25 protein-coding genes are annotated in these 25,110 nt (G+C 44.0%); 11 read left to right on the top strand and 14 right to left on the bottom strand.

Annotation, left to right across the window (positions count from 1 at the left end; all coding sequences use genetic code 11):
* Positions 1 to 136: 136 nt before the first annotated feature.
* The 3 genes from JEZ96_RS03920 to JEZ96_RS03910 all read right to left on the bottom strand — a co-directional run bounded on the left by JEZ96_RS03920 (position 137) and on the right by JEZ96_RS03910 (position 1,435).
* Positions 137 to 487 carry a hypothetical protein gene (locus tag JEZ96_RS03920; protein ID WP_025008427.1) on the bottom strand — a complete coding sequence of 117 codons (351 nt, stop codon included), beginning with the start codon at positions 485 to 487 and terminating at the stop codon, positions 137 to 139.
* 66 nt (positions 488 to 553) lie between these two features.
* Positions 554 to 1,090, bottom strand: coding sequence for a GNAT family N-acetyltransferase (locus tag JEZ96_RS03915; RefSeq protein WP_025008426.1), 537 nt, complete (start codon positions 1,088 to 1,090; stop codon positions 554 to 556).
* 120 nt (positions 1,091 to 1,210) lie between these two features.
* Positions 1,211 to 1,435 (bottom strand): hypothetical protein, encoded by a 225-nt coding sequence (locus JEZ96_RS03910; protein ID WP_011790569.1) that lies wholly within the window; start codon positions 1,433 to 1,435, stop codon positions 1,211 to 1,213.
* A gap of 71 nt (positions 1,436 to 1,506) precedes the next feature.
* On the opposite strand from JEZ96_RS03910, the gene JEZ96_RS03905 reads away from it, so the two are divergent.
* The gene (locus JEZ96_RS03905) at positions 1,507 to 1,923 is read left to right on the top strand and encodes an META domain-containing protein (protein WP_011790570.1); all 417 of its coding nucleotides are present in this window, start codon (positions 1,507 to 1,509) and stop codon (positions 1,921 to 1,923) included.
* A 99-nt stretch (positions 1,924 to 2,022) separates the two neighbouring features.
* Here JEZ96_RS03905 and JEZ96_RS03900 read toward each other — a convergent pair whose 3' ends face one another.
* Positions 2,023 to 3,354 carry a dicarboxylate/amino acid:cation symporter gene (locus JEZ96_RS03900; protein WP_011790571.1) on the bottom strand — a complete coding sequence of 444 codons (1,332 nt, stop codon included), beginning with the start codon at positions 3,352 to 3,354 and terminating at the stop codon, positions 2,023 to 2,025.
* Between the two features lie 339 nt (positions 3,355 to 3,693).
* Between JEZ96_RS03900 and JEZ96_RS03895 the strand changes: the two genes are divergently transcribed.
* A complete protein-coding gene (locus tag JEZ96_RS03895) occupies positions 3,694 to 4,137 on the top strand; it encodes a GNAT family N-acetyltransferase (RefSeq protein ID WP_011790572.1) in 444 nt (147 codons plus the stop codon).
* 93 nt (positions 4,138 to 4,230) lie between these two features.
* Here the strand turns inward: JEZ96_RS03895 and JEZ96_RS03890 are convergent, their stop codons facing one another.
* Together JEZ96_RS03890 and JEZ96_RS03885 are read right to left on the bottom strand one after the other, a co-directional pair.
* Positions 4,231 to 5,526: an SLC5/6 family protein gene (locus JEZ96_RS03890; RefSeq protein ID WP_011790573.1), complete on the bottom strand. Its 1,296-nt coding sequence runs from the start codon at positions 5,524 to 5,526 to the stop codon at positions 4,231 to 4,233.
* A gap of 466 nt (positions 5,527 to 5,992) precedes the next feature.
* Positions 5,993 to 8,557, bottom strand: coding sequence for an acylase (locus tag JEZ96_RS03885; protein ID WP_198779852.1), 2,565 nt, complete (start codon positions 8,555 to 8,557; stop codon positions 5,993 to 5,995).
* A 258-nt stretch (positions 8,558 to 8,815) separates the two neighbouring features.
* On the opposite strand from JEZ96_RS03885, the gene yjjX reads away from it, so the two are divergent.
* The 3 genes from yjjX to JEZ96_RS03870 all read left to right on the top strand — a co-directional run bounded on the left by yjjX (position 8,816) and on the right by JEZ96_RS03870 (position 11,288).
* Entirely contained in the window at positions 8,816 to 9,370 is a 555-nt protein-coding gene (yjjX, locus tag JEZ96_RS03880; protein WP_011790575.1) for an inosine/xanthosine triphosphatase, read from the top strand.
* A gap of 122 nt (positions 9,371 to 9,492) precedes the next feature.
* Positions 9,493 to 10,455 carry a bifunctional helix-turn-helix transcriptional regulator/GNAT family N-acetyltransferase gene (locus JEZ96_RS03875; protein WP_082785923.1) on the top strand — a complete coding sequence of 321 codons (963 nt, stop codon included), beginning with the start codon at positions 9,493 to 9,495 and terminating at the stop codon, positions 10,453 to 10,455.
* Between the two features lie 413 nt (positions 10,456 to 10,868).
* On the top strand, positions 10,869 to 11,288 hold the full coding sequence (locus tag JEZ96_RS03870; RefSeq protein ID WP_025008423.1) for a hypothetical protein: 420 nt from the start codon (positions 10,869 to 10,871) through the stop codon (positions 11,286 to 11,288).
* A gap of 137 nt (positions 11,289 to 11,425) precedes the next feature.
* Here JEZ96_RS03870 and JEZ96_RS03865 read toward each other — a convergent pair whose 3' ends face one another.
* Positions 11,426 to 12,625, bottom strand: coding sequence for a serine hydrolase domain-containing protein (locus JEZ96_RS03865; RefSeq protein ID WP_025008422.1), 1,200 nt, complete (start codon positions 12,623 to 12,625; stop codon positions 11,426 to 11,428).
* A 491-nt stretch (positions 12,626 to 13,116) separates the two neighbouring features.
* Here JEZ96_RS03865 and JEZ96_RS03860 point away from each other — a divergent pair, with 491 nt between their 5' ends.
* From JEZ96_RS03860 to JEZ96_RS03850, 3 genes are all read left to right on the top strand, one after another.
* Complete coding sequence (locus JEZ96_RS03860) at positions 13,117 to 13,749, top strand: hypothetical protein (RefSeq protein WP_025008421.1); 633 nt, start codon at positions 13,117 to 13,119, stop codon at positions 13,747 to 13,749.
* 302 nt (positions 13,750 to 14,051) lie between these two features.
* A complete protein-coding gene (locus JEZ96_RS03855; RefSeq protein WP_198779851.1) occupies positions 14,052 to 14,234 on the top strand; it encodes a hypothetical protein in 183 nt (60 codons plus the stop codon).
* 130 nt (positions 14,235 to 14,364) lie between these two features.
* Positions 14,365 to 14,682 (top strand): ankyrin repeat domain-containing protein, encoded by a 318-nt coding sequence (locus JEZ96_RS03850; RefSeq protein ID WP_115018049.1) that lies wholly within the window; start codon positions 14,365 to 14,367, stop codon positions 14,680 to 14,682.
* A gap of 119 nt (positions 14,683 to 14,801) precedes the next feature.
* Here the strand turns inward: JEZ96_RS03850 and nqrF are convergent, their stop codons facing one another.
* The 6 genes from nqrF to JEZ96_RS03820 form a co-directional block, all read right to left on the bottom strand.
* Positions 14,802 to 16,019, bottom strand: coding sequence for an NADH:ubiquinone reductase (Na(+)-transporting) subunit F (gene nqrF / locus JEZ96_RS03845; protein ID WP_014609952.1), 1,218 nt, complete (start codon positions 16,017 to 16,019; stop codon positions 14,802 to 14,804).
* 77 nt (positions 16,020 to 16,096) lie between these two features.
* Positions 16,097 to 16,705: an NADH:ubiquinone reductase (Na(+)-transporting) subunit E gene (nqrE, locus tag JEZ96_RS03840; RefSeq protein ID WP_011790579.1), complete on the bottom strand. Its 609-nt coding sequence runs from the start codon at positions 16,703 to 16,705 to the stop codon at positions 16,097 to 16,099.
* Between the two features lie 9 nt (positions 16,706 to 16,714).
* On the bottom strand, positions 16,715 to 17,335 hold the full coding sequence (locus JEZ96_RS03835) for an NADH:ubiquinone reductase (Na(+)-transporting) subunit D (protein ID WP_011790580.1): 621 nt from the start codon (positions 17,333 to 17,335) through the stop codon (positions 16,715 to 16,717).
* The gene (locus JEZ96_RS03830; protein ID WP_025007837.1) at positions 17,332 to 18,126 is read right to left on the bottom strand and encodes a Na(+)-translocating NADH-quinone reductase subunit C; all 795 of its coding nucleotides are present in this window, start codon (positions 18,124 to 18,126) and stop codon (positions 17,332 to 17,334) included. The genes JEZ96_RS03835 and JEZ96_RS03830 overlap by 4 nt, the downstream gene beginning before the upstream one ends.
* On the bottom strand, positions 18,116 to 19,348 hold the full coding sequence (locus JEZ96_RS03825; RefSeq protein ID WP_061782829.1) for an NADH:ubiquinone reductase (Na(+)-transporting) subunit B: 1,233 nt from the start codon (positions 19,346 to 19,348) through the stop codon (positions 18,116 to 18,118). Before JEZ96_RS03825 ends, JEZ96_RS03830 begins: the two co-directional genes overlap by 11 nt.
* Positions 19,348 to 20,718 (bottom strand): Na(+)-translocating NADH-quinone reductase subunit A, encoded by a 1,371-nt coding sequence (locus JEZ96_RS03820; protein WP_011790583.1) that lies wholly within the window; start codon positions 20,716 to 20,718, stop codon positions 19,348 to 19,350. The genes JEZ96_RS03825 and JEZ96_RS03820 overlap by 1 nt, the downstream gene beginning before the upstream one ends.
* A gap of 454 nt (positions 20,719 to 21,172) precedes the next feature.
* Between JEZ96_RS03820 and JEZ96_RS03815 the strand changes: the two genes are divergently transcribed.
* The 3 genes from JEZ96_RS03815 (at position 21,173) to JEZ96_RS03805 (ending at position 23,700) form a co-directional block, all read left to right on the top strand.
* Entirely contained in the window at positions 21,173 to 22,213 is a 1,041-nt protein-coding gene (locus JEZ96_RS03815; RefSeq protein ID WP_011790584.1) for an NADP(H)-dependent aldo-keto reductase, read from the top strand.
* Between the two features lie 233 nt (positions 22,214 to 22,446).
* Complete coding sequence (ompV, locus tag JEZ96_RS03810; protein ID WP_025007838.1) at positions 22,447 to 23,220, top strand: outer membrane protein OmpV; 774 nt, start codon at positions 22,447 to 22,449, stop codon at positions 23,218 to 23,220.
* A 21-nt stretch (positions 23,221 to 23,241) separates the two neighbouring features.
* Positions 23,242 to 23,700, top strand: a complete 459-nt coding sequence (locus JEZ96_RS03805) for a CC0125/CC1285 family lipoprotein (RefSeq protein ID WP_011918736.1) — start codon at positions 23,242 to 23,244, stop codon at positions 23,698 to 23,700.
* A 113-nt stretch (positions 23,701 to 23,813) separates the two neighbouring features.
* Here the strand turns inward: JEZ96_RS03805 and JEZ96_RS03800 are convergent, their stop codons facing one another.
* On the bottom strand, positions 23,814 to 25,109 hold the full coding sequence (locus JEZ96_RS03800; RefSeq protein WP_025007839.1) for an ATP-binding protein: 1,296 nt from the start codon (positions 25,107 to 25,109) through the stop codon (positions 23,814 to 23,816).
* Between the last annotated feature and the right edge of the window lies 1 nt (position 25,110).

Here is a 25,110-nt window from a genome sequence, read left to right as displayed (position 1 = left end):
GCTGACTGTTCACGCTCTGCATTACTTTTGTTTAGTCTGAACAAAAGTAAACATGCAAATTCCTAAATTACTATTGTCCCATACCGAGTTCGTGATAACTAAAGGCTCTAAAATCAGAGTATTAATATTAAACCACTTAGCAATGGTCGAAATGGGCATTTTGCATGCAAAGTAAGCCAATTTGCTCTTGGGATAACAGTGCGCACTCTACGTTATTTTTTACCTTTACTCGCTTAAAATCATCGGCCGTAACATTTTCTATTGTCACAGAATAAGCATTGGTTCGGCCGCAATTGAGCCAAATATCCCCAATTTGAACCCAATAATAGCGCGATAGATCCGAGTCAGCGGCAAACTCGACTTCAAATCCCCTCGCCTCACACTTATTGAGAGCACACTCAGATAGGATCAATCGCAAATTATCCCAAGCCGATAAATAGACTTCAGCATAGGCGGTTAGGAGTGACTCAACAAATGGATCGTTCACGTATTGCTCTCCTGAATGTTTGTCAATAAAGACACTGTTCTCAATTGCGATAATCCGTTATCTGACTTATGTCTTCGCCAACATTAAATAGTAATCCCTTGCTGATACCGTGAAAAAGTCCACAACTTGCATGTTCGCTTTTCCCGAGTGAGCGGCAAATGAACGCTCATTCTCCTCAGCAATAAAGGTCAACATATAACTAAAATGCGGTGAAACAACGGAGCGAATGGCGTTAACTAGGGCCTCAAAAACCCCTGTCCCACGATAGGTTTGATGCACCCAAATAGGTCCATATTGGCAGCTATTATTTTTTGTCAGCTTTGGGCCATCCCAACTTAGCTGAGGCAGACGATTTAATAGCGAGCGATAGATCGGCCAAGCCTCGAAAAACGTCCACCGTCCTGCGATAACATAACCGATAATGGTTGAATCAACCTCGGCAACCATAACCCAGTGATGATTCACTAATTCACTGAGTTCATTACGAGAAAAGGCTTGCCCCTCAAGGCCAATATTTGCTGACGTTAACTCATCATTGAGATACCGTTTCTCAAGCACCACTAATAAATCAATATCTTGCGCTGTCGCTAATCGTATTATCACGGCTATATTCATATATAAAATCGATTTCAAGGGCATGATTATACATTAGCTAAAGGGCAACCCAACCCTGTTGCTCCTCAAGATAAGCACAATTCCATGCGCTCCATCCGTTCATCAACGTCACTTTTCTTCCTGTTGTTTCGCCCATTGAATAAAAAGCACTACCGGATAAGGTGACATCAATACTAATCCTAAACCAATAAGACTTGAGATGAATAACATTCCGCTGATGTCGAGACTCCATTGCGTCAACATATAGACCCCAACTCCACAAACTAACATCAATACGCCTAACCAATGTAAAAACTTCAATAAATTCAGAGTACTTTTAACCGTATCTCTCATAGAAACCTCTTTCGATTTTGAGCTAAACTTGTCACACTATGGGCATAATCATGGGAAAAGGAACAGAAACGATGTTAAAACAAACATTCATAGTAAGTGCATTACTACTCGGATTGACGGCTTGCCAAGGCACCGACCTCACAAAGAATAATTCGACTCCATTAGAGGGAAGCTGGCACATTGAAGCCATTCAAGGCAAACCCGTTATCGATTACAGCCCTGCACACATCACCTTTGAAGCTGAAGGTAAACTCCATGGTAATAACAGCTGCAACAACTTTTTTGGCCAATATATCCAGCAAGACCAAGAACTTAAATTAACACCAGCGGGGAGCACAATGAAAGCCTGCGTTGATGCTCTGATGCAGCAAGAGCATAAGGTCATGCAGGCTATGCCACTTGTAGCAAAAGCCACATTAGTCGAAGGGCGTCTGACCTTGCTCAGCAGCGATGACAAGCCTGTGCTTATTCTAAGCAAAATGAAATAACCCTAAGGCCATTGCCATAAAAAAACCGCCCTCGGCGGTTTTTTTATCTATCTCCAAGCAGTGTAAACATCCTCGTTTCAGCTTGTTTGGGGATAATGGTCACGCTTTAGCATTCTTCGCAGCGGCGTTTTCAATGGCGGCATTTTGTTCTGCTAAGACTGCACTTTGCACCATATCAGCATTGTAATGCGCTTCATCAAGCTCATCTTCTGATTTAGCGATAATAGTCGTTGCCACTAAGTCGCCAGAGACGTTTACAACGGTACGAGCCATATCCAAAATACGGTCAATCCCCGCGATTAACGCTACCCCTTCCAGTGGAAGACCCACTGTTGATAGCACTAAGGTCAACATCACTAATCCAGCCCCAGGTACACCAGCAGTACCAATAGAAGCCAACGTCGCCGTTAAAATAATGGTGAGATAATCTACCCAAGTTAAATCGATACCAAAGGCCTGTGCCACAAATAATGCTGTCACACCTTGGTATAACGCTGTGCCATCCATATTTATCGTGGTGCCAAGCGGTAATACAAAGCTCGAAATCTTTTTATTAACCCCTAAATACTCACTGGCACATTTCATGCTCGCAGGTAAGGTGCCAGCAGAGCTTGATGTTGTAAAAGCCACTGCCATGGCATTGCTAATGCCCTTGAAGAAATGCAATGGATTTAATTTAGCGAACACGCGCAATACTATGCTGTAAAAGCCTAATACATGAATAATACAGCCGAGGTAAACCGCAATAATCACTTTAATAAGTGGCCACAGCATGTCGATACCATACTCACCGGCCACCCAAGCCATTAAGCCAAACACCCCATATGGCGCAAGTTTCATCACCATATCAGTGAGCTTGTACATCGCCTCGGCTAAGCTCTCAAACACTTTAATCGCCGGTTTACCATGATCACCAATCAGCACTAGTGCAATCCCTAGGGCGACAGCAAATACAATCACTTGTAAGATTTGTCCACTGGCTAATGCGGCAATAGGATTGGTCGGTACAATATCGATCAAGGTCTGCATAACCGAAGGGACTTCCTTTGCGGTATGCACAACATCATGCTGCAAAGGCGGTACACCTGCGCCAGGTTGGATAACATAACCCACCAAAAGCCCCAAACTAATGGCAATAGCGGTAGTACAGAGATAAAACGCAAAGGATTTAAAGCCGATACGTCCCATTTTGGCGGTGTCTTCCATCGACGTCACGCCGACAATTAAAGAGCAGAACACTAAAGGTACAATCAACATCTTGATTGTATTCACAAACAACGTACCGATAGGCTTTAAGAAAACCGCCTGCTCACCTAACACCACCCCAACAGTGATACCTAGCACCATACCAATAAAAATTTGCAGCCATAGTGGCACTGACATCCAACGCGACCAAGCACGGCCTAACGCTGACGACCTTTGTTTTGACATGTTTTTAACCTTGATGTTGAAATGATGATATGGCAAAGCCTTATCCATGGCAGGTGCTAACTTAACTCACTAATTTAGCGAACCGCTGAGTCTAGCATAATGAATAAAAATCTAAGGATGATCTATATCACGTTGAGGCCAACCGCTATAAAATCCAACTAATTTTCATATCCACAGTAAAATGATGTGTTACAGGTTCAATGCCGTTTTTCTGTTGCTATCTCGCTCATTTGACTCCACTGCTCCATGCTGAGATACATTTCGTGCTAAAGTAAGCCACACAAATATCCCTTATAAAACAAGAGCGGCCTTGCCAGGCAACCGCCTAGGAGTTGTTGTATGTTAATTCGTAAAGCTAAAGCGCAGGATCTCACGGCCTTAGTTCAATTTAATCAAGCGATGGCCCAAGAGACTGAAGGCTTAGTGTTAGATGAAACCACACTAACTAAAGGTGTCAGTACGCTACTCAATGCACCTGAAAAAGGTTTTTACCTTGTCGCAGAAATAAAGGGAGAGATTGCAGGCTCGCTAATGGTGACATTTGAATGGAGTGATTGGCGTGCTAAGGATTATTACTGGATCCAAAGTGTGTATATTCGTCCACAAAATCGCCGACAAGGTATTTATGGCAAACTCTATAACGAGGTAAAGAACCTCGCCCAAGCCAATGGCGGTGCCGCAAGTTTTAGGCTTTATGTCGAACAGGAAAATACGGCTGCACAACAAACCTACAAGGCACTAGGGATGAAGCAGAGCTACTATTTGATGTACGAAGAAAAGTAAGCCAAATAAAAAGGATCATGTCATTGACAGGATCCTTTTACTTTTTATATATCGGGGTTTAGATCTAAACCCAGTTCCATTCAGGATTAATCCTTAGCGGAAGAAACCAAACAAAATCGCTGTCATCGCCAGTACACCAGCAATCACCACAAAGATATTGCTGATACGGCCACGGTAAGCCTTAAGTGCGGGCACTTTATACACGGCATACATAGGCATTAAATACAAAATCGCCGCAATGATAGGCCCACCCAAGGCTTCAATCATATCCAAAATACTGGGGTTTTTGATTGCAACGCCCCAAATCGTCACAAACATAAACACCAAAATAAAGGTGTTGATCTTTTGCTCTGAAATACTTTTATTGCTCGAACGTAACTGTTTAACGATGATCCCTTTCATACCTTCTGTTGCACCCATATAGTGCCCAAAGAAGGACGATACAATCGCAATAAAGGCGATAAATGGACCAAAGTAGCTTACAAAACCACTGTTATGTACGTTTGCGAGGTAAGACAGAATCGGCAGGTTTTGCGCTTTTGCATCGGCGAGTTGCTCCGGTGATAGAGACAACACACAGGAGAACACAAATAACATCACAAAACCGACTAACATCATGGACGTATTGCGTAAAATCACATCGGCTTTACGCGCGGCATTAACACCATGGTCACGTTTAAGGGATACCGAAAACTGTGAAATAGCAGGTGAATGGTTAAAGGCAAATACCAACACAGGGATCGTTAACCAAACCGTGCCTAAAAAGGCTCCTGCTTCAGGCACAACCTGCAGTGCATCCATTTTCCATTCAGGGATTAAATAAATCGACATAAATGCCAAAATCCCCACCAATGGATAAACCAGTAACTGAGTGACCTTGAGCATAAACTTCTCACCCGCCACCATAACCGCCATCATACCGAAGATCAAAACTCCGGAAAGTAAGAAACGCGGTGGTGAAGCCATACCAAGTTGGTTCACAATAAAGCTATCAACTGTGTTAGTGATCCCCACTCCATAAATTAAAACAATGGGATAAATCGCGAAGAAATACAGCACAGTAATCGCTTTACCTGCACCCACACCAAAATGCTCCTCAACCACTTGAGTCACATCACTGCCAGGAATGCTCGATGAACATACAAAACGAGAGAGTCCACGGTGAGCTAAGTAGGTCATAGGGCCGATAATGGCAGCCATAAGCACTAATGGCCAAAAACCGCCCATACCCGCATTAATAGGTAAAAACAAAATTCCAGCACCGACTGCGGTACCAAATAAACTCAGCATCCAAGTGGTGTCTTGGCGCGTCCAAGATAAACGTCTTGTTGAATCGTGTTCCTGCGTGTTTTGGGGTGTACCAAGAACACTCGTCGCATCTTTTTGCATATAAAGGTTACCTTACGGTGTGGCTAGCATAAAAAATTCGCCGTAAGGATATCTAAAAAAACCTTCTAAAAGTTGATCTGACACCATTAAAAGTAAGGGAATTTCAGATTAACGTGATATTGGGATCTGGATCTATTAAATGATGTAATTAGTTTTCAAAATAGCTTCAAAAAAGTCACAAATTAACAGCATGAATACACAATACATTCACCATGAGCCCGAGATTGCGACAAACCCAATCTGTAGACAAAAACAGCAAATCCATCAATGTTCACAATAATAACAAAAACAAGATCATCATCAGCAAATGACAAGCATAAGCTGAGCAGGATCACATTCCTGTTTGTTAATTTTTAACAACTTATTGCATGCGTTGATGCTTCAAAATAGCGTTGCTCGCGGGATAAAAATGGCTCACCTATTATGTGAGCCATTGGGTGAGCCATTTGAGCAACGACTACATCAGTCAGTTTGGTTTTTGCAGTGTTAATTCCATGGTCGATACTACAGCAGGCGCGATATCAGCCTCTTTAAATAACAAAGGACGGAAACTTTTTGTACTTGAGTACAACACACTTTGATCAGCAAATTCAGGCGTTAAAATATTGCTAGACTCAGAGTAAGTGAGTATTCCACGCGCAACCGGACCTTCATCAGTGAAACTCACCGCCATCATCCAACTCGAACCATAACGAATTTGATATCCCTTCGCCGTTAACCCTGAACCTAAGGCTTTGCCTGTCACCACATCCATCACTGGCGCGTATTTATGCTGCGGGATCAAAGTATCATCGCCAGACAGACTGGTCGAAAACACGTTAAAGCCACCTTCGGCATTATGGCTGCCCGGCCAAGGTAAGCGCGCTCCACTAGGCGTGCCATCGGGTAGCGATTTTTCAACAAACTGAACATCACCTAGTTGTGCATCGAGCGTAAAACCTGCCGCCTCTAAGTTAAGTGATGCGCGAGCTAATGCAACTAAAGCACTGCCGTCGGTCGCTAAAGTGTTTGGCGTGGTCGCTGCATTAGCGGGATCAAATCCCTTCGTCAGCATCGTTGTTTGATTAAATAAATGGGCAAACTCACGCAGCAAAGCACCACCTTTACTGTCGTTATCTTGCTTACCGTTCCACGCCTTTAATGCCGCGCAAGCAGACGTAATATCTTTAGATAGACTTGCTGATACCACAACTGGCGTACTGCCTTGAGCATCACATTGCGCAATTAAGTCTGGCAGCACTAACTCAGCTAAATAACTGCGATTAGACAACACCGCCGCCTCAAGCTCTTCCAAGCTAAACTTACCGCCAGCCCCCGCAGCGTCCTGCATTAAACGAAGACCCATACGAGTGCGTAACGACAACTGTCCAGCCTCTGCGCCATACATAGGTGAAAAGTAAGTCAATGGCTCATTCAGGTTAGTTGACCAAAATGAGTCATTGGAGTTTTGCACAAAGTCGCTGCGCTCGAGCTTTGGTGCACGCTCATAGGGCGTTGGACCATCAAAACTAAACAGCGAAGTATTGCCGGGTAAAATCGTAAATCCGGCCTGCGCCTTGGCCGCTTTAATATCGGGCGAGGTTTTAAGTAACACTACGGCCGATTCAGATAATCCCGGGACTGTTGAGTCATCAATATAGAAGGCATTTCCTTCTTTATCGGCGTACATAGTGTTGTTGAAAATGACCCCATCGTAATCTTTAAAGGCCTGTTGGAATTCTTGCTTATTCGTCGCACGGTTCATCGCAAGCCAATGATCAACGGGATCCATTGTGCCCATATTGGCATCTTGGATCATAAAGGCACTGCCATCATTCCAGCCAAAAGGGGCTAATGCGGGCGGCGCTTCAACCATGGGGCCTTTTGCTGTGGTATAAATATCCTTCTCAGCCACTAGCATGCCTGCAGGACCTGCATTAACGAGAATCGATACTGTCTCTTTGTTGATGGGCATAGGTTTACCATCAAACAAATACTGCATGCGATCACCCGAGACTAACTCAAGGTTATACATCACAAAATGTTCAGCGGTAGAGAAGGTATGGGTCCAAGCTAAATCTTTGTTAAACCCGATATTAATCGGGCCTGGCATACCGACTAACGAACCGCCCATCATATCGATATGCCCGGGGATAGTGATATGTGATTGCCAAAAACGTAGATTACCCGTATGCGGGAAATGCGGATTCCCCAGTACCATACCTTTACCATTTTCGGTTTTGTCTTTACCTAAACCCCACCCGTTTGAACCTAAATCGCGGGGATTCGTCTCTGGCGTTGTAATACGTGCAACGCGGGCAAGTAACCTAGACTGCATATCAGCAACAAAGGCCATTTGGTCTTGGCTTGGTGCTGGCCCAACAATACGTGGCATATATTCCTCTGCATCCCCCGGATTGGCGTAGAAAATCAAATCAAGAAAGTTAGCTGCGCCGGGTAATAAAGCAATTGAAAATAGATACGTCACCACATCTTCTGGCACTATGGGTTTCACCCAAGGTTGACCGTTACAAAAAGGTTCTGCCGTCTGCTTACCCGCGTCAACATCAACAAGATACTGGTTATAGCCCGCGGTAAAACCTTGGATCAACGCCCGCGAGTTTTCACTAAAATTAGGCCACTTAGCCTCGGCTTGCTCCCTTATTTTTAGCGCTTTATAGGCAAAGTCAGAGATTAAGTTGCCGTTATCTTCTGACGTGGGTAAGCCCGTCGAAAAATCAAGTGACGCATGTGGGCCAAAGTACATAGAACGCTGCGAGTTAGCCTTGATAAAACCATCGGCTAATACGCACAGATTATCCTGTGCCTGCGCATAACCACTACCAAAACCAAGGCTTTCTAAGTTATCAGCTTGGATATGTGGCACGCCGTAGGTCGTACGGCGAATATTGGCTTTAAGTAGACCGTTAGGGGCGAAGGTTTGAAGCTGGCTTTCTGGTACTGGTGCAGTACTATCTTCGTTGTCGTTACAACCTGTGAGCATAATGCCGCAGGCTATACCCATAGCAATGGCGAGTTTGTTGAATTTCATTATTATTATCTCTTAATGTTGATTCCTTCAAGGACATAGCATTACTGCATATTTCAGTCTACGTGCTGAAGGCGCAATAATCATATGTCGCGTCCTGATATCTAAACTCGGCTATTTCGCCCCCCATTCACCCGCATTTTTTACTGAGCTTCTCTGGCGAATATGGCAAAATAGAAAACCCGAGGCTTAAACACCTTTATCCATTTAAGCAATGATCCAAACGAGCGTCCACATCAAAAACCCAAACAAGCAACTTATATGCAACAAAATATTATCAAGATAAAAATAGGTTCGAAAAATCCTGTAAAAATCAATGCGGCTGCGAAAGCCATGGCAACGCTCTTTCCCGATGCTCAAATTGATGCGCAAGGTATGGATGCCCCTTCTGGTGTTGCAGATCAGCCCATGACGGATCTTGAAACCCGCCAAGGTGCCATTAATCGTGTACGCTATTGTCAACAACAAAGCCAGATACAACAGACTGAAGTAGATTACTATTTTGCAATGGAAGGCGGCGTCGATTGCTTTGAGTTTGGCCCAGCCACATTCGCCTATATTGTCATTGGTCATCAAGATCAGCTTGCCATTGGTCGCAGTGCCATTCTGCCTCTGCCAATGCAGGTTTATCGAGCATTAGAAGCCGGTGAAGAACTCGGCGTGGTGATGGATAGGTTGTTTAATACAGTCAATATCAAGCAAAAAGGTGGCGCCATAGGTTTACTCACCCACGGTCATGCTACCCGTGAAAGCAATTATACGCAGGCCATTATTCTTGCAATGGCACAGTTCTTAAACCCCGCCATCTATGTATAAAATTCTTATTGATATATTGCAATAAACGGTAAGCCTCACTAAATTGGTTGTGACTTACAACCAAAATGCACTGACATAGTCTGACTTTATGTCACTCCTATGACTCAAACTGTGGTTTTACTATGGCGAATCTACAACACGAATCCACGCAATCGCGACTAGCACCTTGCGGCTCATCCAGCCAGCTTAGGCATTTATCTCGTTATATGGTGCGACATTTAGGCATGCTCAATGCGGCCTGTGGTGACTTGCCCCTCTCCCCTGTCCAAGCCCATGCCTTACTTGAAATAGGCAACCAACCGCAAACGATTAAGGATCTCGCCAGCAAACTCAGCATAGATAAATCCAATGCGAGTCGAGCAATTAAACACTTAGTTGATAAAAATCTTGCCCAGAGCCAAATTCATCCACGTGATAACCGTTGCTTAGTAGTACAACTCACACCCGCGGGGAAAAAGTTACTCTTTAAACTTGATACTCAGCAAAATCAATTATTTCAAGAGATCTTAGCCCAACTAACTCCGGCACAAACCCAACAAATAGAACAAGCCCTTATGCTATATAATCAAGCGATATGTCACGCCAAACAGCAAAGTGATTGCCTTATCCGCCAAGCCACGGCACAAGATGATGCAGCGATTGCACACGTGATCCGCAATGTTTCGGCAGAATACGGCTTAACCGCAGATAAAGGGTATAGCGTGGCTGATCCCACCTTAGATTGTTTAAGTGAGATCTACTCACAAACGGGCGCCAATTATTGGGTGGTAGAGCAAAATGGCCGCGTTGTAGGTGGTGTTGGCATTGCCCCATTAGCCAATAATGCCAGCATTTGTGAACTGCAAAAAATGTACTTTATGCCCGAAATTCGCGGAAAAGGCTTAGCTAAGCGTATGGCGCTTATGGCGCTCGATTTTGCCCGCGAAACGGGTTATCAAAGCTGCTATTTAGAAACCACCGCCAGCTTAAAAGAAGCGGTAAAACTCTACGAAAAATTAGGCTTTAGCCATTTATCAGCACCACTAGGTGACACTGGCCACGACGCCTGCGAAATGCCGATGTTATTACCATTACAGCCAGAATAATGCCATCTAGCAGGCCAAGGATGGTCTGTTCCCTTAATGCTCAATTAATTGAAAAGCGCGACCACTTTCAAAGGCCGAATTTGAGGACGCTATTTAGGAATATATCAATAAAACCGCCGAAAACATTAACGGGATTATCGAGGATGATTACCCCGCGCTAACCGAAGTATTAGTCGATGCTGCTTGGACGATTTTGCAGTACTTTAGGGCTTATATTGAGATCGAGACGGCGCTAATAAAGCGCTTTTGGTAACTATAAGTCACAGATTAACGTCTCTTTGTTAGGGACGTTAATCATTAAAATAGAGTTTAAATAATCTGTTAGCTAACAAACCTCCCCTTAACTAAAGAAAAGTGGCTCTTTAAAAGACGCCAGAGCCGATAAAATCTATTCAATGAGGAGATACAACTATATGAAACATCAAGTACTATTTGGCATAAAATCAACAAGTAAAGATGAAAAAACAATTCATAATAAACTCAAAGAATTTTTAGCATTGATAGATAGAAAAACATCTACAGCTAAGAACCCTACTATGCTTGAGAGTTTTTTACCATTCAGGATAAAACATTACCATTGGAATCTAAATAAAAAGACAGGCACATTCATTAAATTATTTCCCAATGTAGATCTTGATGAAAATATTTTCGCACCATCAAAACCAGAATGCAGCTGGTTATTAAGTATCATTTTCCACCAAGATTTTCCTGGATACGAAAAAGTTAAATCCGAAGATTATATAATTAGTTTGTTAGACTCATTGAACTATGAATATGAAATGATATATGAAACAGATAGTCGTGATTCAATTAAATATGGCGACATTAAGTAGTAAAAGACTATATTTATTCCCTTAACTCGGGAGATAGTAGCCACTATCTCCCGCAGAAACTGTATCTTAGTCATCTTTTAAGTACCGTGCTTAATATCAGCATAAGGGCACTTATGTCAGTAGTCAGTTTACTCAAATCACTGTGCAAGTGATGTTTTAATAAGCAGTAACTGGCTACGAATGATTTGACGTATCTGATTATGCAGTTCAAATACTCGAGCGCGATCATTCAGATTTAGCGATAGATTTTCCAGCATCACCAGATCCAAATTAAATTCAGGATAATGCAGTGTCATCGACATATAGCCAGATAAATAGCCCGTATGACTGTATTCGACGAGACCATCGTCCTTATTGATCCTCACCCCATAGCCATAGCGCATATTCGGCCATAAGAATTGGATCTCGGTATACGCCGTTGTCATCCGTTGATAACTCTTTGCACTCATCAACTTGCCAGAATGTAATAGATGCTGAAAGGCGGCATAAGCTGGCGCTGAAGCAATTAATCCCCCTGCGGGCAACAAAGCTTCATCAAGCACTAAATCAGAGGGGGCAATCACCTCGCTTTCCTGTAAACCTACGGCGAATGAAGGCACTTTGGCGTGAATCGCCTCAATACTGCCAAGCTCAGCACTCAGGCCATTAAGCTGGTATCGCGTTGCAAACTGCGCCACTTGCTCGGCAAAGGATTGGTGATTGACCTTCTCAAGCACTTGCCCAAGCAGTGAATAACCAAAGTTGGAGTATTCAAATTGGCTACCCGGCTCGAATCGATTGGCCTTACCCAGTTTATCGACACCCGATGTATGAGTTAGCAGTTGGTGCAGCGTAATCCGCTCATCATATCGACTGGTATTCAATGCATCCGCACTTAGATTTGCCCCCGCCACAGTGCCTTTTAGCGCCTTATTCTCCCCTTCAGCATCACCAAAAAAGTAATGATTAAGCATTTGATTTAAGTCGAGTTTTCCCACATCGAGTGCCTGCAATATCAAGGTTGCAGTAATCTGCTTAGAGAGCGATGCCATCACAAAGCGCGAATCTTGATTAATCCCCTCACCCTTTTGCAATTCAAGCAGCGGCTTGCCCCGCTCAAGTAGGATAACACTGCCACTAAATGGCTGCGGTGAATCCTTTATCGCGGCTTGGATTAAGGTCTTAATCTCCGCCACCTTCGATACTGAAGATGCGGTTTGGCTTTCAACGGCAATAGAGTTACTGCCTTGCCCAGTTTGCTCTTGTTCAGCACCTGTTTCTAATAACAGACCAAAACTATTGGCACTTGGAAATAATAAAAAACCAGTCAACAGGGTACTGATAACACTCAAACGCATGGGTTATCCTTAACGTAATTAACAAATAATGCTGCCTTTTAGAAAGCGGCAAGCTTATCACAAGGTCGTGTTAAGTGTTGTTATGTTTAAGGTTTAGAGTGCCAGAAATAACTTAGACTTTAACCGAGAGTTGGATTATATGCCAAGACTCACGCACTCTTTATTAAATCAAGAGCTCTATTCGCTCTGCGGTAACTCCGAGGGGATTGTGCATCCCTTGAACTCAGGTGTTATTGGTAAATTATTAAGGAATTAAACTTATACCAGTCAGATTTTCCCTAAGTAATATATCTATAAAGCTATCAAAGAAGAACTACAATATAATCGATGTGTATCCTTAATTAACAGGGGCATTAGGGTAAGCTGTTGGGATTATTTTGCATTCTATTATAGGGCTTGAAGAATTAACGTAATAAACCAAAATAATAGGACGTATGATATACCGCGATCCCTATTAGTAGAGAAACCTAACACTTTAACAAAGGAGTAATATGAAAGAATTAGAAAAGTATCTTGATCTCGTGAAGTACGATTATGACCCAGAGTGGCAAGGTATTGATATTAATGGAGATCTAAAGCCTCGTGACTACTTCATTTTTGCAATTAAGGATCTTGAGGGAACTCTAGACAATCGCTCTTTGATTAATGCGCTGTTAAATGCAAAGAGAGCATTGCATTATCAAGTTGATCTTTTAGTCGATACATACGGTTACAAAAGTCACACCAACAAAAATGCGTTTCCAGCTAAGCTTGAATACTGCAAAAAATGCGGAATAGTCAGCCCTCGAGTATTAAACAAGTTAAACAAAATAAGAAACGAAGTCGAGCACAATTATGCCGTACCAACTGAAACTGAAGTCAATGATTTCATAGATGTTGTCGAGTTATTCCTTGCTGCAACAGATCGTTTCTTTTATCGCCTTCCTGATAATATTGTGTTTCCTGGATTAGATGAAAAAAATAGTGATGAATTCAGTGACATATATAACATTAAACTTATCAAGAATTTAGGAAAAGTTATCATTGCAAGAGAAGTAAACAATAACGAACAGTATGAGACGATTAAGGCTCCAGATGAAAGATTTTTCATATGGATTAGTTTTTTGAATAGATGTACCCAGTAACATAAAAAAGAATTTATCAAACCAAAAGATGGGATAAGCATAACTCTTTCAGGATTAACTGCCGACACCTAGACAGCAGAAGTTCACCTTCCCCTACGAAGTTGCTGAAGGGTGTTGAAGAAAATCGCGTGACGCAGACAGGACGTCTGCGTAGTTTTCGGAGGGAATGGACGCCCCATCGGAAGCGTTAGCGATTTTCGAATATGCACGAAGCCACTCACCAATGCATCTAACTTCGCCAGGGACGCCGGGGGATTTCCAAAAGGGGAACAGGCGCTTTTCCCCTTTTGGTCGGGTGTGGGGTGAAGCCCCACGACTTTGACTTTGACTTTGACTTTGACTTTGACTTTGACTTTGACTTTGACTTTGACTTTGACTTTGACTTTGACTTTGACTTTGACTTTGACTTTGACTTTGACTTTGACTTTGACTTTGACTTTGACTTTGACTTTGACTTTGACTTTGACTTTGACTTTGAAAAATAGTGAGTCAGAACAATAATCTGCTTACCAAAAGTTTTGGCCTTCGTTTGCGGCTCAACAATATCACGACTCTTATCGTTGCTTTTTAAGCGACTCATTTATGTACTAAGACAGGATCAGGTTAAATATCACTATGAGCACTGAACTTATCGATGCAGTAAAGGCGAAGGATACACTTGCAGTAAAGCGCATTATTGCCAATGGTGCTGATCTTGAAGGCGTGGACGAAAATGCGATGACGGCACTCTTGCATGCCTGTGAGCTACAGTCTTTTGAACTGCTCAAATTATTGGTGGATGCGGGGGCCGATGTGAATCATCCGAATGTGATGGGATATCATCCGCTCGATATTGCATACTGGCAGGGTGAGTTTCGCATGGGATGCTATACCGCTGAGAGTGAGCGCATAGTGAGCTATTTAACCCGCCACGGCGGTAAATCCTTTAGCTAGGTGAAGTGCTAAATAGCACCAAGATGCGAAAGCTAAAAACTGCGAAATTATAAAAAGCCCTATAAACAAAAATCGCGTTAAGCTGGGCCTAACGCGATTTTTTATTACTCACTTACAACCTAATCACCAAAGTCATCGAGTAGAATATTTTCTGGCTCAACGCCTAGGCTTTCAAGCATCTTAATCACTGAAGAGTTCATGATTGGAGGACCACACATGTAGTACTCGCAGTCTTCTGGTGCCTTATGATTTTTAAGATAATTCTCATAAATCACATTATGGATAAAGCCGGTATAACCCGTCCAATTATCCTCGGGCAATGGCTCTGATAACGCCACATGCCAAACGAAGTTGTCATTCTCGGCCGCTAAAGCATCAAAATCTGCTTGGTAAAACACTTCACGCGTTGAGCGTGCACCGTACCAGAAGCTCATTTTACGTTTGGTTTTCTTGCTTTTAAGTTGATCGAAAATATGTGAGCGCATCGGCGCCATGCCCGCACCGCCGCCGATAAACACCATTTCCGCATCGGTTTCTTTCACAAAGAACTCACCAAATGGGCCTGAAATCGTCACTTTATCGCCGGCTTTAAGATTAAAGATATAGGACGACATCTTACCCGCTGGTACATTGGCCGATGGTGGCGTCGCAATCCGCACGTTCAACATAATGCGGCCCTTTTCATCGGGATAGTTGGCCATAGAGTAGGCACGCAACACATCCTCATTCACGGTAGAAACGATGTCAAACAAACCGTATTTATCCCAATCACCGCGGTATTTTTCAGGAATATCAAAGTCGGCGTATTTCACCACATGGGCAGGCGCTTCAATCTGAATATACCCTCCCGCTTTAAAGTGAACATCTTCACCTTCGGGCAATTTAAGCAGCAATTCTTTGATAAATGTGGCTTTGTTATCGTTAGAAATCACTTCACACTGCCACTTTTTCACCCCAAAGATTTCCTCGTCAAGCTCAAGCTCCATATCAGTTTTCACCGCGACTTGGCAGGCAAGACGACAACCTTCTTTAGCCTCTTTTTTGGTAATGTGCCCCATCTCAGTCGGTAAGATATCACCACCGCCGGATTTGATTTTCACTCGGCACTGACCACAGGTTCCACCGCCGCCACAGGCTGACGGAATAAAAATACTTTGACTCGCTAAGGCGCCCAGTAGCTTGTCGCCCGCTGCAACTTTAATGCTTCTTTCGGCATCATCATTGATGCCGATTGTCACTTCACCACTTGTGACTAATTTCTTTTTGGCGATAAGGATCACTATCACCAACAAACAGACCACTAGCGTGAACATGCCTATGCCAATTGCCATTTCCATCGTATAACCCTTTTCTAGCTCTTTTCTAAAAAGAATGTGGTTTCACTTTCTCAGCTAATGGCTCGCCTACAGTATCTTTAAAGCGAGATCCCTGAGAAAGACATAAACCCAAGTGCCATCAAGCCTGTCGTAATAAAGGTGATGCCAATGCCTTGTAACCCTTCAGGGATTGCATGAAATTTCATTCTTTCACGCAGCCCTGCTAGCATCACAATCGCCAACGCCCAACCAAGGCCTGAACCCATGGCAAATACGGCCGACTCGGTAAAGTTGTAATCACGGTTTGCCATAAAAATCACCCCTGCAAAAATCGCACAGTTTACGGTGAGAAGTGGCAAGAAGATCCCGAGCGAGTCATACAGGCTAGGAATGTACTTATCCAAAAACATTTCTAAGATTTGCACTAAAGCGGCGATCACACCGATAAACGTGATTAATTGCAGATAGCTTAAATCAATCGTCGCGAGCCCCGCCCAAGACAGTGCGCCGGGTGCTAGCACTTTGACATAAATAAGTTGATTTAACGGGACGGCCAAGGTCATCACCACAATCACTGCAACGCCTAAACCAAAAGCAGTAGACACCTTTTTAGAAACTGCCAAGAAAGTACACATGCCCAAAAAGAACGACAGCGCCATGTTGTCAATAAAAGCGGCCTGCAAAAATAGATTAATATAGTGTTCCATATCTGCTCCTTAACCCCGTTTCCGCTGGATCACATTAATAGTCCAGATCAGCGCACCGATCAGGAAGAAGGCGCTCGGTGGTAACTTAAACATTTCGTTCGGCAAATACCAACCGCCGTTTTCGATGGTGGTAAACACGCTATGACCAAATAAATTACCCGTGCCAAAGAGTTCACGTACAAAAGCGACACTTAATAAAACCAAGCCATAACCCATTGCATTACCTAAAGCGTCGACAATCGCCAAGTGCGGTGGATACTTCATCGCAAAGGCTTCTGCACGGCCCATAATGATGCAGTTAGTAATGATTAACCCAACAAATACAGATAGTTGCTTAGATAACTCATAGGCTATATCTTGCAAAACCATATCAACAATAATCACTAAAGAAGCAATAACCGTCATCTGGGCGATAATGCGCACACTGTTAGGAATAAAACTACGGATGGTCGAAATAATCAGGTTAGAGAACACCAATACAAAGGTCACCGCCAGTGTCATCACTAGGGCCGTTTGCATTGAGTTACTGACGGCTAAGGCTGAACATACGCCAAGCACTTGCATAGCAACAGGGTTATTGGCAAACACTGGCCCCGTTAACATGTCACGCATGGATAAAGTATTGCTCATTTTTCACCCCCAAACTCACCTTGCACCGCTGACGTCTTTAACTGGTTAAAGAAGGTTTGGAAACCCTCAACACCAAACCAAAACTCCATTGCACGCTGCACACCTCGGCCAGTCATGGTTGCGCCACTTACCGCATCCACACCGTGAATGTCGCCTTCTTTGGCACCACCTTTAACGAGGCGTATCGAAAATTTGCCTTTTCCATCAAATAATTGCTTACCCTTCCACTGCGATGACCAACTAGGATCCGTCAAAAAATCACCAATACCAGGCGTTTCACCGTGCTCGTACACGACGAGCCCTTTAATGGTGTTGAAATCAGGTTCAACTGCCACATAACCGTAGATCATCGACCATAGTCCTTTACCGTAGAAGGGCACGACTACGCTGGATAATTTGCCGCTGTCATCGAACACTTTAAATACTCGGGCATCGTTCGCACGGGTTTTAATCTTGGCGATATCTTTTTTCGGCGTACTTGAGGTCTCAGGATTGATGGCGGCCATACGCTCGTCAAAATCAAGCACGTTAGCGTCAGAATCCACCTTACCTGTGTCTAGATTGATCAATAACGGTTTAACCGATTTAGCAAAAATCTCTCTAAACTCATTACCTTGGCCTAAGTTAACATCGGCAGCCATCAACACATAACGCTGCACTTCGTCACGTTTTTTCGCTAATTTGCGCTCTTTCAATATGCCTGCGGTACCTGTGATCATAAAGGAACACAAAAGGCAGAGCGTAATGGTGAAGATCATGGTCCCCACCACTGTATCTTTCTTAAATACCATGACGTTTTAATCTCCGTTTGATGTTGGCGCGGGCCACCAGATAATCGAACAACGGCGCCCAAAGGTTGGCAAACAGAATCGCTAACATCACGCCCTCTGCCATTTTGGGGTTCGCGACACGGATAAGCACAGTCATAAACCCAATCAAGGCACCGTAAATATATTTGCCTGGACGAGTGTAAGAAGTCGTTACGGGGTCAGTCGCCATAAACATCATCGCCAACGCAAAACCACCCGTCACAAGATGCCAAGTCCATGGCATTGCCATCATTTGGTTGCTGTTAGAACCAATCAAATTACACAGGCTTGCGGTGGCTATCATGCCAAGCATTACACCAGCAACAATACGCCAATCGGCTAAACGGCTGATCAGCAGGAATGCCCCGCCGATTAAAATCGCTAAGGCGCTGGTTTCACCAATGGCACCCACGGTAAAACCAAAAAAGTTGTTCCACCAGTTAGGATCGCTAAAGGCGCTAAACCAAGAGTAATCGGCAAAACTCAGTTTGCCCGCTGCGGTTTGTGCCAGCGCCGTTGCGCCGGCAAAACCATCAACGGCCACTAACTGTTTTACGGTAGACACTTCAGATGGATAGGCAAAGTAAATAAAGGCAAGGCCCGCCAGTGCAGGGTTTAGGAAGTTATATCCCATACCACCAAATAGCTCCTTAGCCACAACAACACCGAAGCAAATCCCCATGGCCACCAGCCATAGTGGTGTTGATACAGGTAAGATTAAGGTAAACAATAGCGCTGTCACGAAGAAGCCTTCGTGTAATTCTTGACCACGAACCCGCGCAAACACTACTTCCCAAAATAAACTGGTTAGCAATGCGGTGAGATAGATGGGTAAATAGAAACTTAGGCCATAGAGAAATAAGCCCACCACCCCAGTTTGCTCGCTTAACCCTCCTGAAAGGCTATTAAAGATAATAAGCTTCCAAGTATCAGGTGTGGTTAATCCTGTAGAGAGCGCAATCTGAGCCTGTAAACCCACGTTATATAAACCAAATAAAATGGCAGGTAGTAAACAAAGGCCGACTAAGGTCATAGTACGTTTTACGTCAATTGCGTCACGTACATGTACTTGCCCCTTAGTGCTGCGACCACTGGCAATAACCAATGAGCGCAAAAAGCCTTTCATCGACTTACCCGTTGCGTAGTACTCTTGTTGTAAATCTGGGGCGTCCTGTAAATCAGGTTTTTTAACTTGCTTGGTCATTAACCTTCCCTCTCAATAACATCTAGACAGGCACGCAATTCTTTACCAAAGTCATATTTGCCGGGACATACAAAGGTACATAACGCCAAATCTTCTTCATCTAACTCTAATGCACCTAATGCCTGCGCCTCATCGGTATCACGCACCACTAAGTCGCGAACCAGTAAAGTAGGCAAAATATCCAGCGGCATCACGCGATCTAATTGACCAAAGGCCATCATCGCACGCTGTGAGCCACCTTGATGGGTCGTAAACTCAAACCGTTTAGAAGCACCAAATAATCGAGAGGTGACAGCCCGAGTGATAGAGAATTTATCCGAACCACCACGAACCCAAGGGAGCACTTGATGCTGTGCATCTTCTGCCAATACTGACACTTGGTTATGGAATCGGCCTAAAAAGTCATGTACACCCGCAGCAGTATGGCCAGATAACACAGAGCCTGATACCACACGGTTATTACCGGGTTTAATCTCATCAGCTACAAGCACGCTTAACTCAGCACCAAGCTGAGTCCGCAGTAAACGTGGATTCAGTACGCTTGGGCCACCTAAGGCGATGATGCGGTCGGTATACAACTCACCGGTTTGGAATAACTTGCCGTAGGCAATCACATCCTGATAGCCGATATGCCATACCTGACGCTCTAAGCTCACAGGTAAAGTGAAGTGGATATGGGTACCCGCTAGCCCCGCTGGATGCACACCTGTAAAACGGCGAATTTCAAGATTGGGTGAAACATCACAGGCAATGGCATCACCCTTATCCTGACATAGATAAACCTTGCCTTCGGTTAAGCGAGTCAACACCTGTAAGCCCGTTTTAAAGGCTTCAAGCTGTTCTGCAATAATCAAACGGGGATCGGCGGCAAGTGGATTAGTATCTATTGCGGTGACAAATATACCTGCTGGCTGGCTATCTAAGGCTGGCACTCTTGAAAAAGGACGGGTGCGAAGCGCTGTCCATAGACCACTGCTCACGAGTTGATCTTGAACGACTTGGCGCGATAACGAGATCACATCAGGGAGAATATCAAAACGGATCTGCTCATTTACATCTAATCCATCGCAACCAATCACTACGGATTGCAGCACTCGGCGATCCCCGCGATTAATCGCGACAATTTCACCACTGGCGGGGGCGGTAAATAAGACTCCCTTTGTTTTTTTATCTTCAAACAAAGGTTGGCCCTTTTTGACCTTATCGCCGACCTCAACCAACATAGTCGGTTTTAAGCCAACATATTCCTCGCCCAGTATGGCCACTTGGGATGGCTTATTACCGGATTCAATGATCTGCCTAGGCTCGCCCGCTATCGGCAAGTCGAGGCCTTTTTTGATCGTTATTATTTGGTTTGAAAAATCTGCCATCACAAATATCAACCATAAAAAATTTTTAGATACTTTAGGGTACAGGTTTGTTAACAAAGAATCCGATATTGGCGTCACATTCCTCGGCAAATTCGTAAGTTAGATACGTAAATTTACATGATTGCGTGACGCAGATTCACATCCAGCCCCAATGCAAGCCCTGAAATGTAGTTTTATAACAACTCGTACATAAATACAGTATTGCTGTTTTAGTCATCGCTAAGATTATCATAAATAAGCAAAAATTGAGATTTCAGCACAATTTAATGACAAAAGGACGAAAACTGACACTCAAAGAACAAACTTCAACCAATGGTATGCATTAACCTAGGTAAACACGGCTCTGCTTGTTGGCTATTTTTAGCGCACTAACATTTCAACCTATGGTTTAACCTTTGCTTTACAGCAAAAGCTTGGTAGCCTCAAACTAAGAGAGTTTCCGTAGGAGAAATAGATGGAATACAGACGCATACCGCATTCTAATCTTGAAGTCAGTAAAATTTGTTTAGGCACTATGACTTGGGGCGAACAAAATACCCAAGCCGAAGCGTTTGCACAGCTAGACTACGCCATAGGAAATGGCATTAATTTCATCGACACCGCAGAAATGTATCCCGTACCACCTAAGCCAGAAACCCAAGGGGAAACCGAGCGTATCCTTGGGCAATATATCAAGGCCCGCGGTAACCGAGACGACCTCGTGATCGCCACTAAAATTGCCGCACCGGGGGGTAAAAGTGATTACATTCGCAAAAATATGGCGCTGGACTGGAACAACATCCATCAAGCGGTTGACGCCTCTTTAGCACGCCTCCAAATAGACACTATCGACCTTTATCAACTCCATTGGCCTGACCGTAATACTAACTTTTTTGGTGAACTGTTTTACGACGAGCAAGATCATGAGCATCAAACGCCGATCCTCGAAACCTTAGAAGCGCTCGCCGAAGTGATCCGCCAAGGTAAAGTACGCTACATAGGAGTGTCGAACGAAACGCCATGGGGTTTAATGAAGTACCTGCAACTCGCCGAAAAACACGGCTTGCCGCGTATTGTGAGTGTGCAAAATCCCTATAACTTGCTTAATCGCAGTTTTGAAGTCGGCATGAGCGAAATCAGCCACCGTGAAGAATTGCCACTACTTGCCTATTCGCCGCTGGCCTTTGGCGCCTTGACGGGAAAATATTGCAACGACCAATGGCCTGAAGGCGCGCGCCTGACCTTGTTTAAGCGTTTCGCCCGCTATACTGGTTCACAAATGGCACTGGATGCCACAAAGGCCTATGTCGATTTGGCCCGCGAGTTCAAACTCACACCCGCCCAAATGGCGTTAGCTTTTGTTAACTCACGTAAGTTTGTCGGCTCCAATATCATAGGCGCTACCGACTTGTATCAACTGAAAGAAAATATCGACAGTTTAAAAGTCACCCTATCGCCTGAGTTATTAGTACGATTAAACCAACTGTCCGATCAATTTAGATTACCCTGCCCTTAGTCAGATAAAGTGAGCGGAGTGCTAGAGGGGTAGCATCAGGAAAATGTGCCTGATGCTACTGATTGACATTAATGTTCTTGCATTCCCTAACACTACTTTCCTTCACACTATTCCTCAGTTTAGCAAAGTGCCATTGATAACCTTATCTAGGTTACATTCGGATACAGAGTCCTATTCATATCTGAAATATAGTGTCGCCACAGTCACTAGACAGATGTCATAAGGATCTAAAAATGAAAAAACTTTGCTTTGTAATCACAACCATTTTGATGTCAAGCCATGCCCTTGCTGAAGGCAATACCTACATACGCAACGGTAATATTTATAGCCATCAGGATCAGTTTTTTGCGGGTGCCGGAGTTGCAACAGGCAGTAAGTTCTATAAGGGTCAAGATCACCAAACTGGTGCCTACCTCAATGGCGGCTACCACGGTGAAGACTTTAACGCCGATCTGTCCGGCATCAACTACCGTTTTTTAGGCAATAACGATAGTACCGTCAATTTCAGCGTTTTTATGGTCGCGAATCCCGGCTTTGATGCCGATGATGCCGATATTTTAACGGGCATGAAGGATCGCAAATTCAGTGGTGATTTGGGGTTAAACGCCGACATTCATTTAGGAAATGGCACGCTATCATCCAAATTCCAACACGATGTAACGGGTGTCTATAATGGTTTTCAGGCTGATATCACCTATTATCATCCAATCAATCTTGGCTTCGGGGATCTGGTGCCTTATGCGGGAGTGCACTATTTCAGTAAAGATTTCGCAAACTATTACGCAGGTGTGACATCATCTGAAGCAACGGCGCTGCGCCCTGCCTATCAAGCCGACGGCACCTTTGCATATAAGCTAGGTTACGCTTTGGTTATCCCAGTCACTAAACATTTAGATATCACTCAAACCACTGGTTACTCGCACATAGGTGCCAATATGGCTGACTCTCCGCTAATAGACAGTAACAACCAGTGGGTTACCACCCTTGGCGTGACCTATAGCTTCTAAACCACTTTATGAGACAAGATCATGATACTCATCAGAAAAATGTTTATATGTACCGGGCTAGCTCTGATGCTTTCAGCTTGTGCCACGTCCTACGATACCGAAAAACACTTTTGGTCTTTCGGTAAAGGGTTTGAAACCGTACAAATTGCATCCGATAGCTGGCAGATTAGCTTTGTTGGCAATACCAACACTGACCGCGCATTGGCTCGTAAATACGTTATGCGTAAATCGGCCGAGTTATGTAAACAGGCGGGTTATGCCTATTTTACATTCACTCGCGAACAAACGGATCGTGATGCAGTGGGTCAGTTCGGTGTGGGAAAAAACAGCCGTGATGATATCATGTGGGGAACGTCGACGATGAATCAAGAAACGTCTGTCATGGTCGAAGTCACAGGTTTACCTAGCAAACCCGAAAATGCGAGTTCCCGCATCTACGAGACAGATTACATACTTAGCCATGTCAATGTGAAAAGTTAATTGCTCGTAGATCTCGGATAACGAATGGATAGCTAAAAAGTGCATCAGTTTACATACTTGCTGATGCACTTTTTTATTAATAATATCATCAACATTTATATATATTCAGCGAGTCAATTATTCCTCAATGTAAACCTCAATGACATACGAGCACCACCCAAGTCAGGAGAGCGGCCAATACACAATTTGGACCCCATCCAACAACCAATTCTATCGACAATCGCCAGACCCATGCCATGACCGGAATTTCCGCGGCTGTGCTGACCACGCACAAAAGGTTTAATCACTTGAGCAGATTCCTGTTCATCTATGCCAGGGCCATCATCGTCAACGTGTAACCACGCAATCCCATCTTCCAATGCCAACATCAGCCGGATGTTGGCACGACCAAAACGCAGCGCATTATTGAGTAAATTGTTCACCTGCATTGATAAATACTTAGGATCTGTCTTGATGTTCAGCGGAGTTGGGCTGGTAATGAGTTCCACTGAAAATCCTGGATATACTTGGCCTTGATACTTTTCCAACAACCAAGTATTAAGCTCAATAGGCTGCCAATCAGGTTGGATATTTGCCTCATCAAGGCGGGCATAACTGAGCAGTGTCATCACCAAGTCTTCCATTGTGTCCAGATCGCGGTTCAATCGTTGGAAATACTTCACCCTAAGCTGTTCGCTTTGGGTTTCTTCTAACGCCGCAATACCAAATCTGAGCCGTGCTATTGGCGTTTTTAAATCATGGGAAACTGCCCGGCTAAGCAATTTATTGTCATCGATCAGTTGTTGAATACGATCGGCCATGCGATTAAATTCACTTTCAATTGCACCTATGTACGATGTTTTACTGACAGGAATTCGCTGCTGTAACTCCCCCATACCAAATGCTTGAGTCGCTTTACTGAGATTAACCAGTTGGCGGATTAAAGGAGACACCCACACCAACAAAATCACCACCACACCGCCATAAAAAAGCATGGTATACAGTTTATTCGCGTTAAAACTCACATCGGCGGGCGTCACTATCTGGGTATTGATATTCAGCACCTGACCCGTTTTAGGCAATAAATAGTGCAAAGAGATGCCATCATCGGACTCCAGCAGTAATGATTCCCCTGAATAAAACTCTGTTTTTAGGGCTGAGGGTAAGACGAAATCCGCCTCATTCACCAAAGACAATTGATCTGCATTTCGCTGATTCCAGTTATCTATAAACGCATTATTGGGCAAGGGATCATTATCTAACGTCTGTGCTAGTGAACCGCCCAGTAGCTTTAATGCCGCAAGGTGAGTTGCTGGACTAGGCGTTTTATTATCAGAATCAATAAGTGTTGCAAACTCACTTATCGACCAACCTAAACTCGCAATGGCGACTAGCACCACCAGCACGAGCGAAGCCATCAACTTCTTCATA

The sequence above is a fragment of the Shewanella putrefaciens genome (genome assembly GCF_016406325.1).
Lineage (GTDB): Bacteria > Pseudomonadota > Gammaproteobacteria > Enterobacterales > Shewanellaceae > Shewanella > Shewanella putrefaciens.
This window is presented reverse-complemented; position numbering and strand designations above follow the sequence as displayed.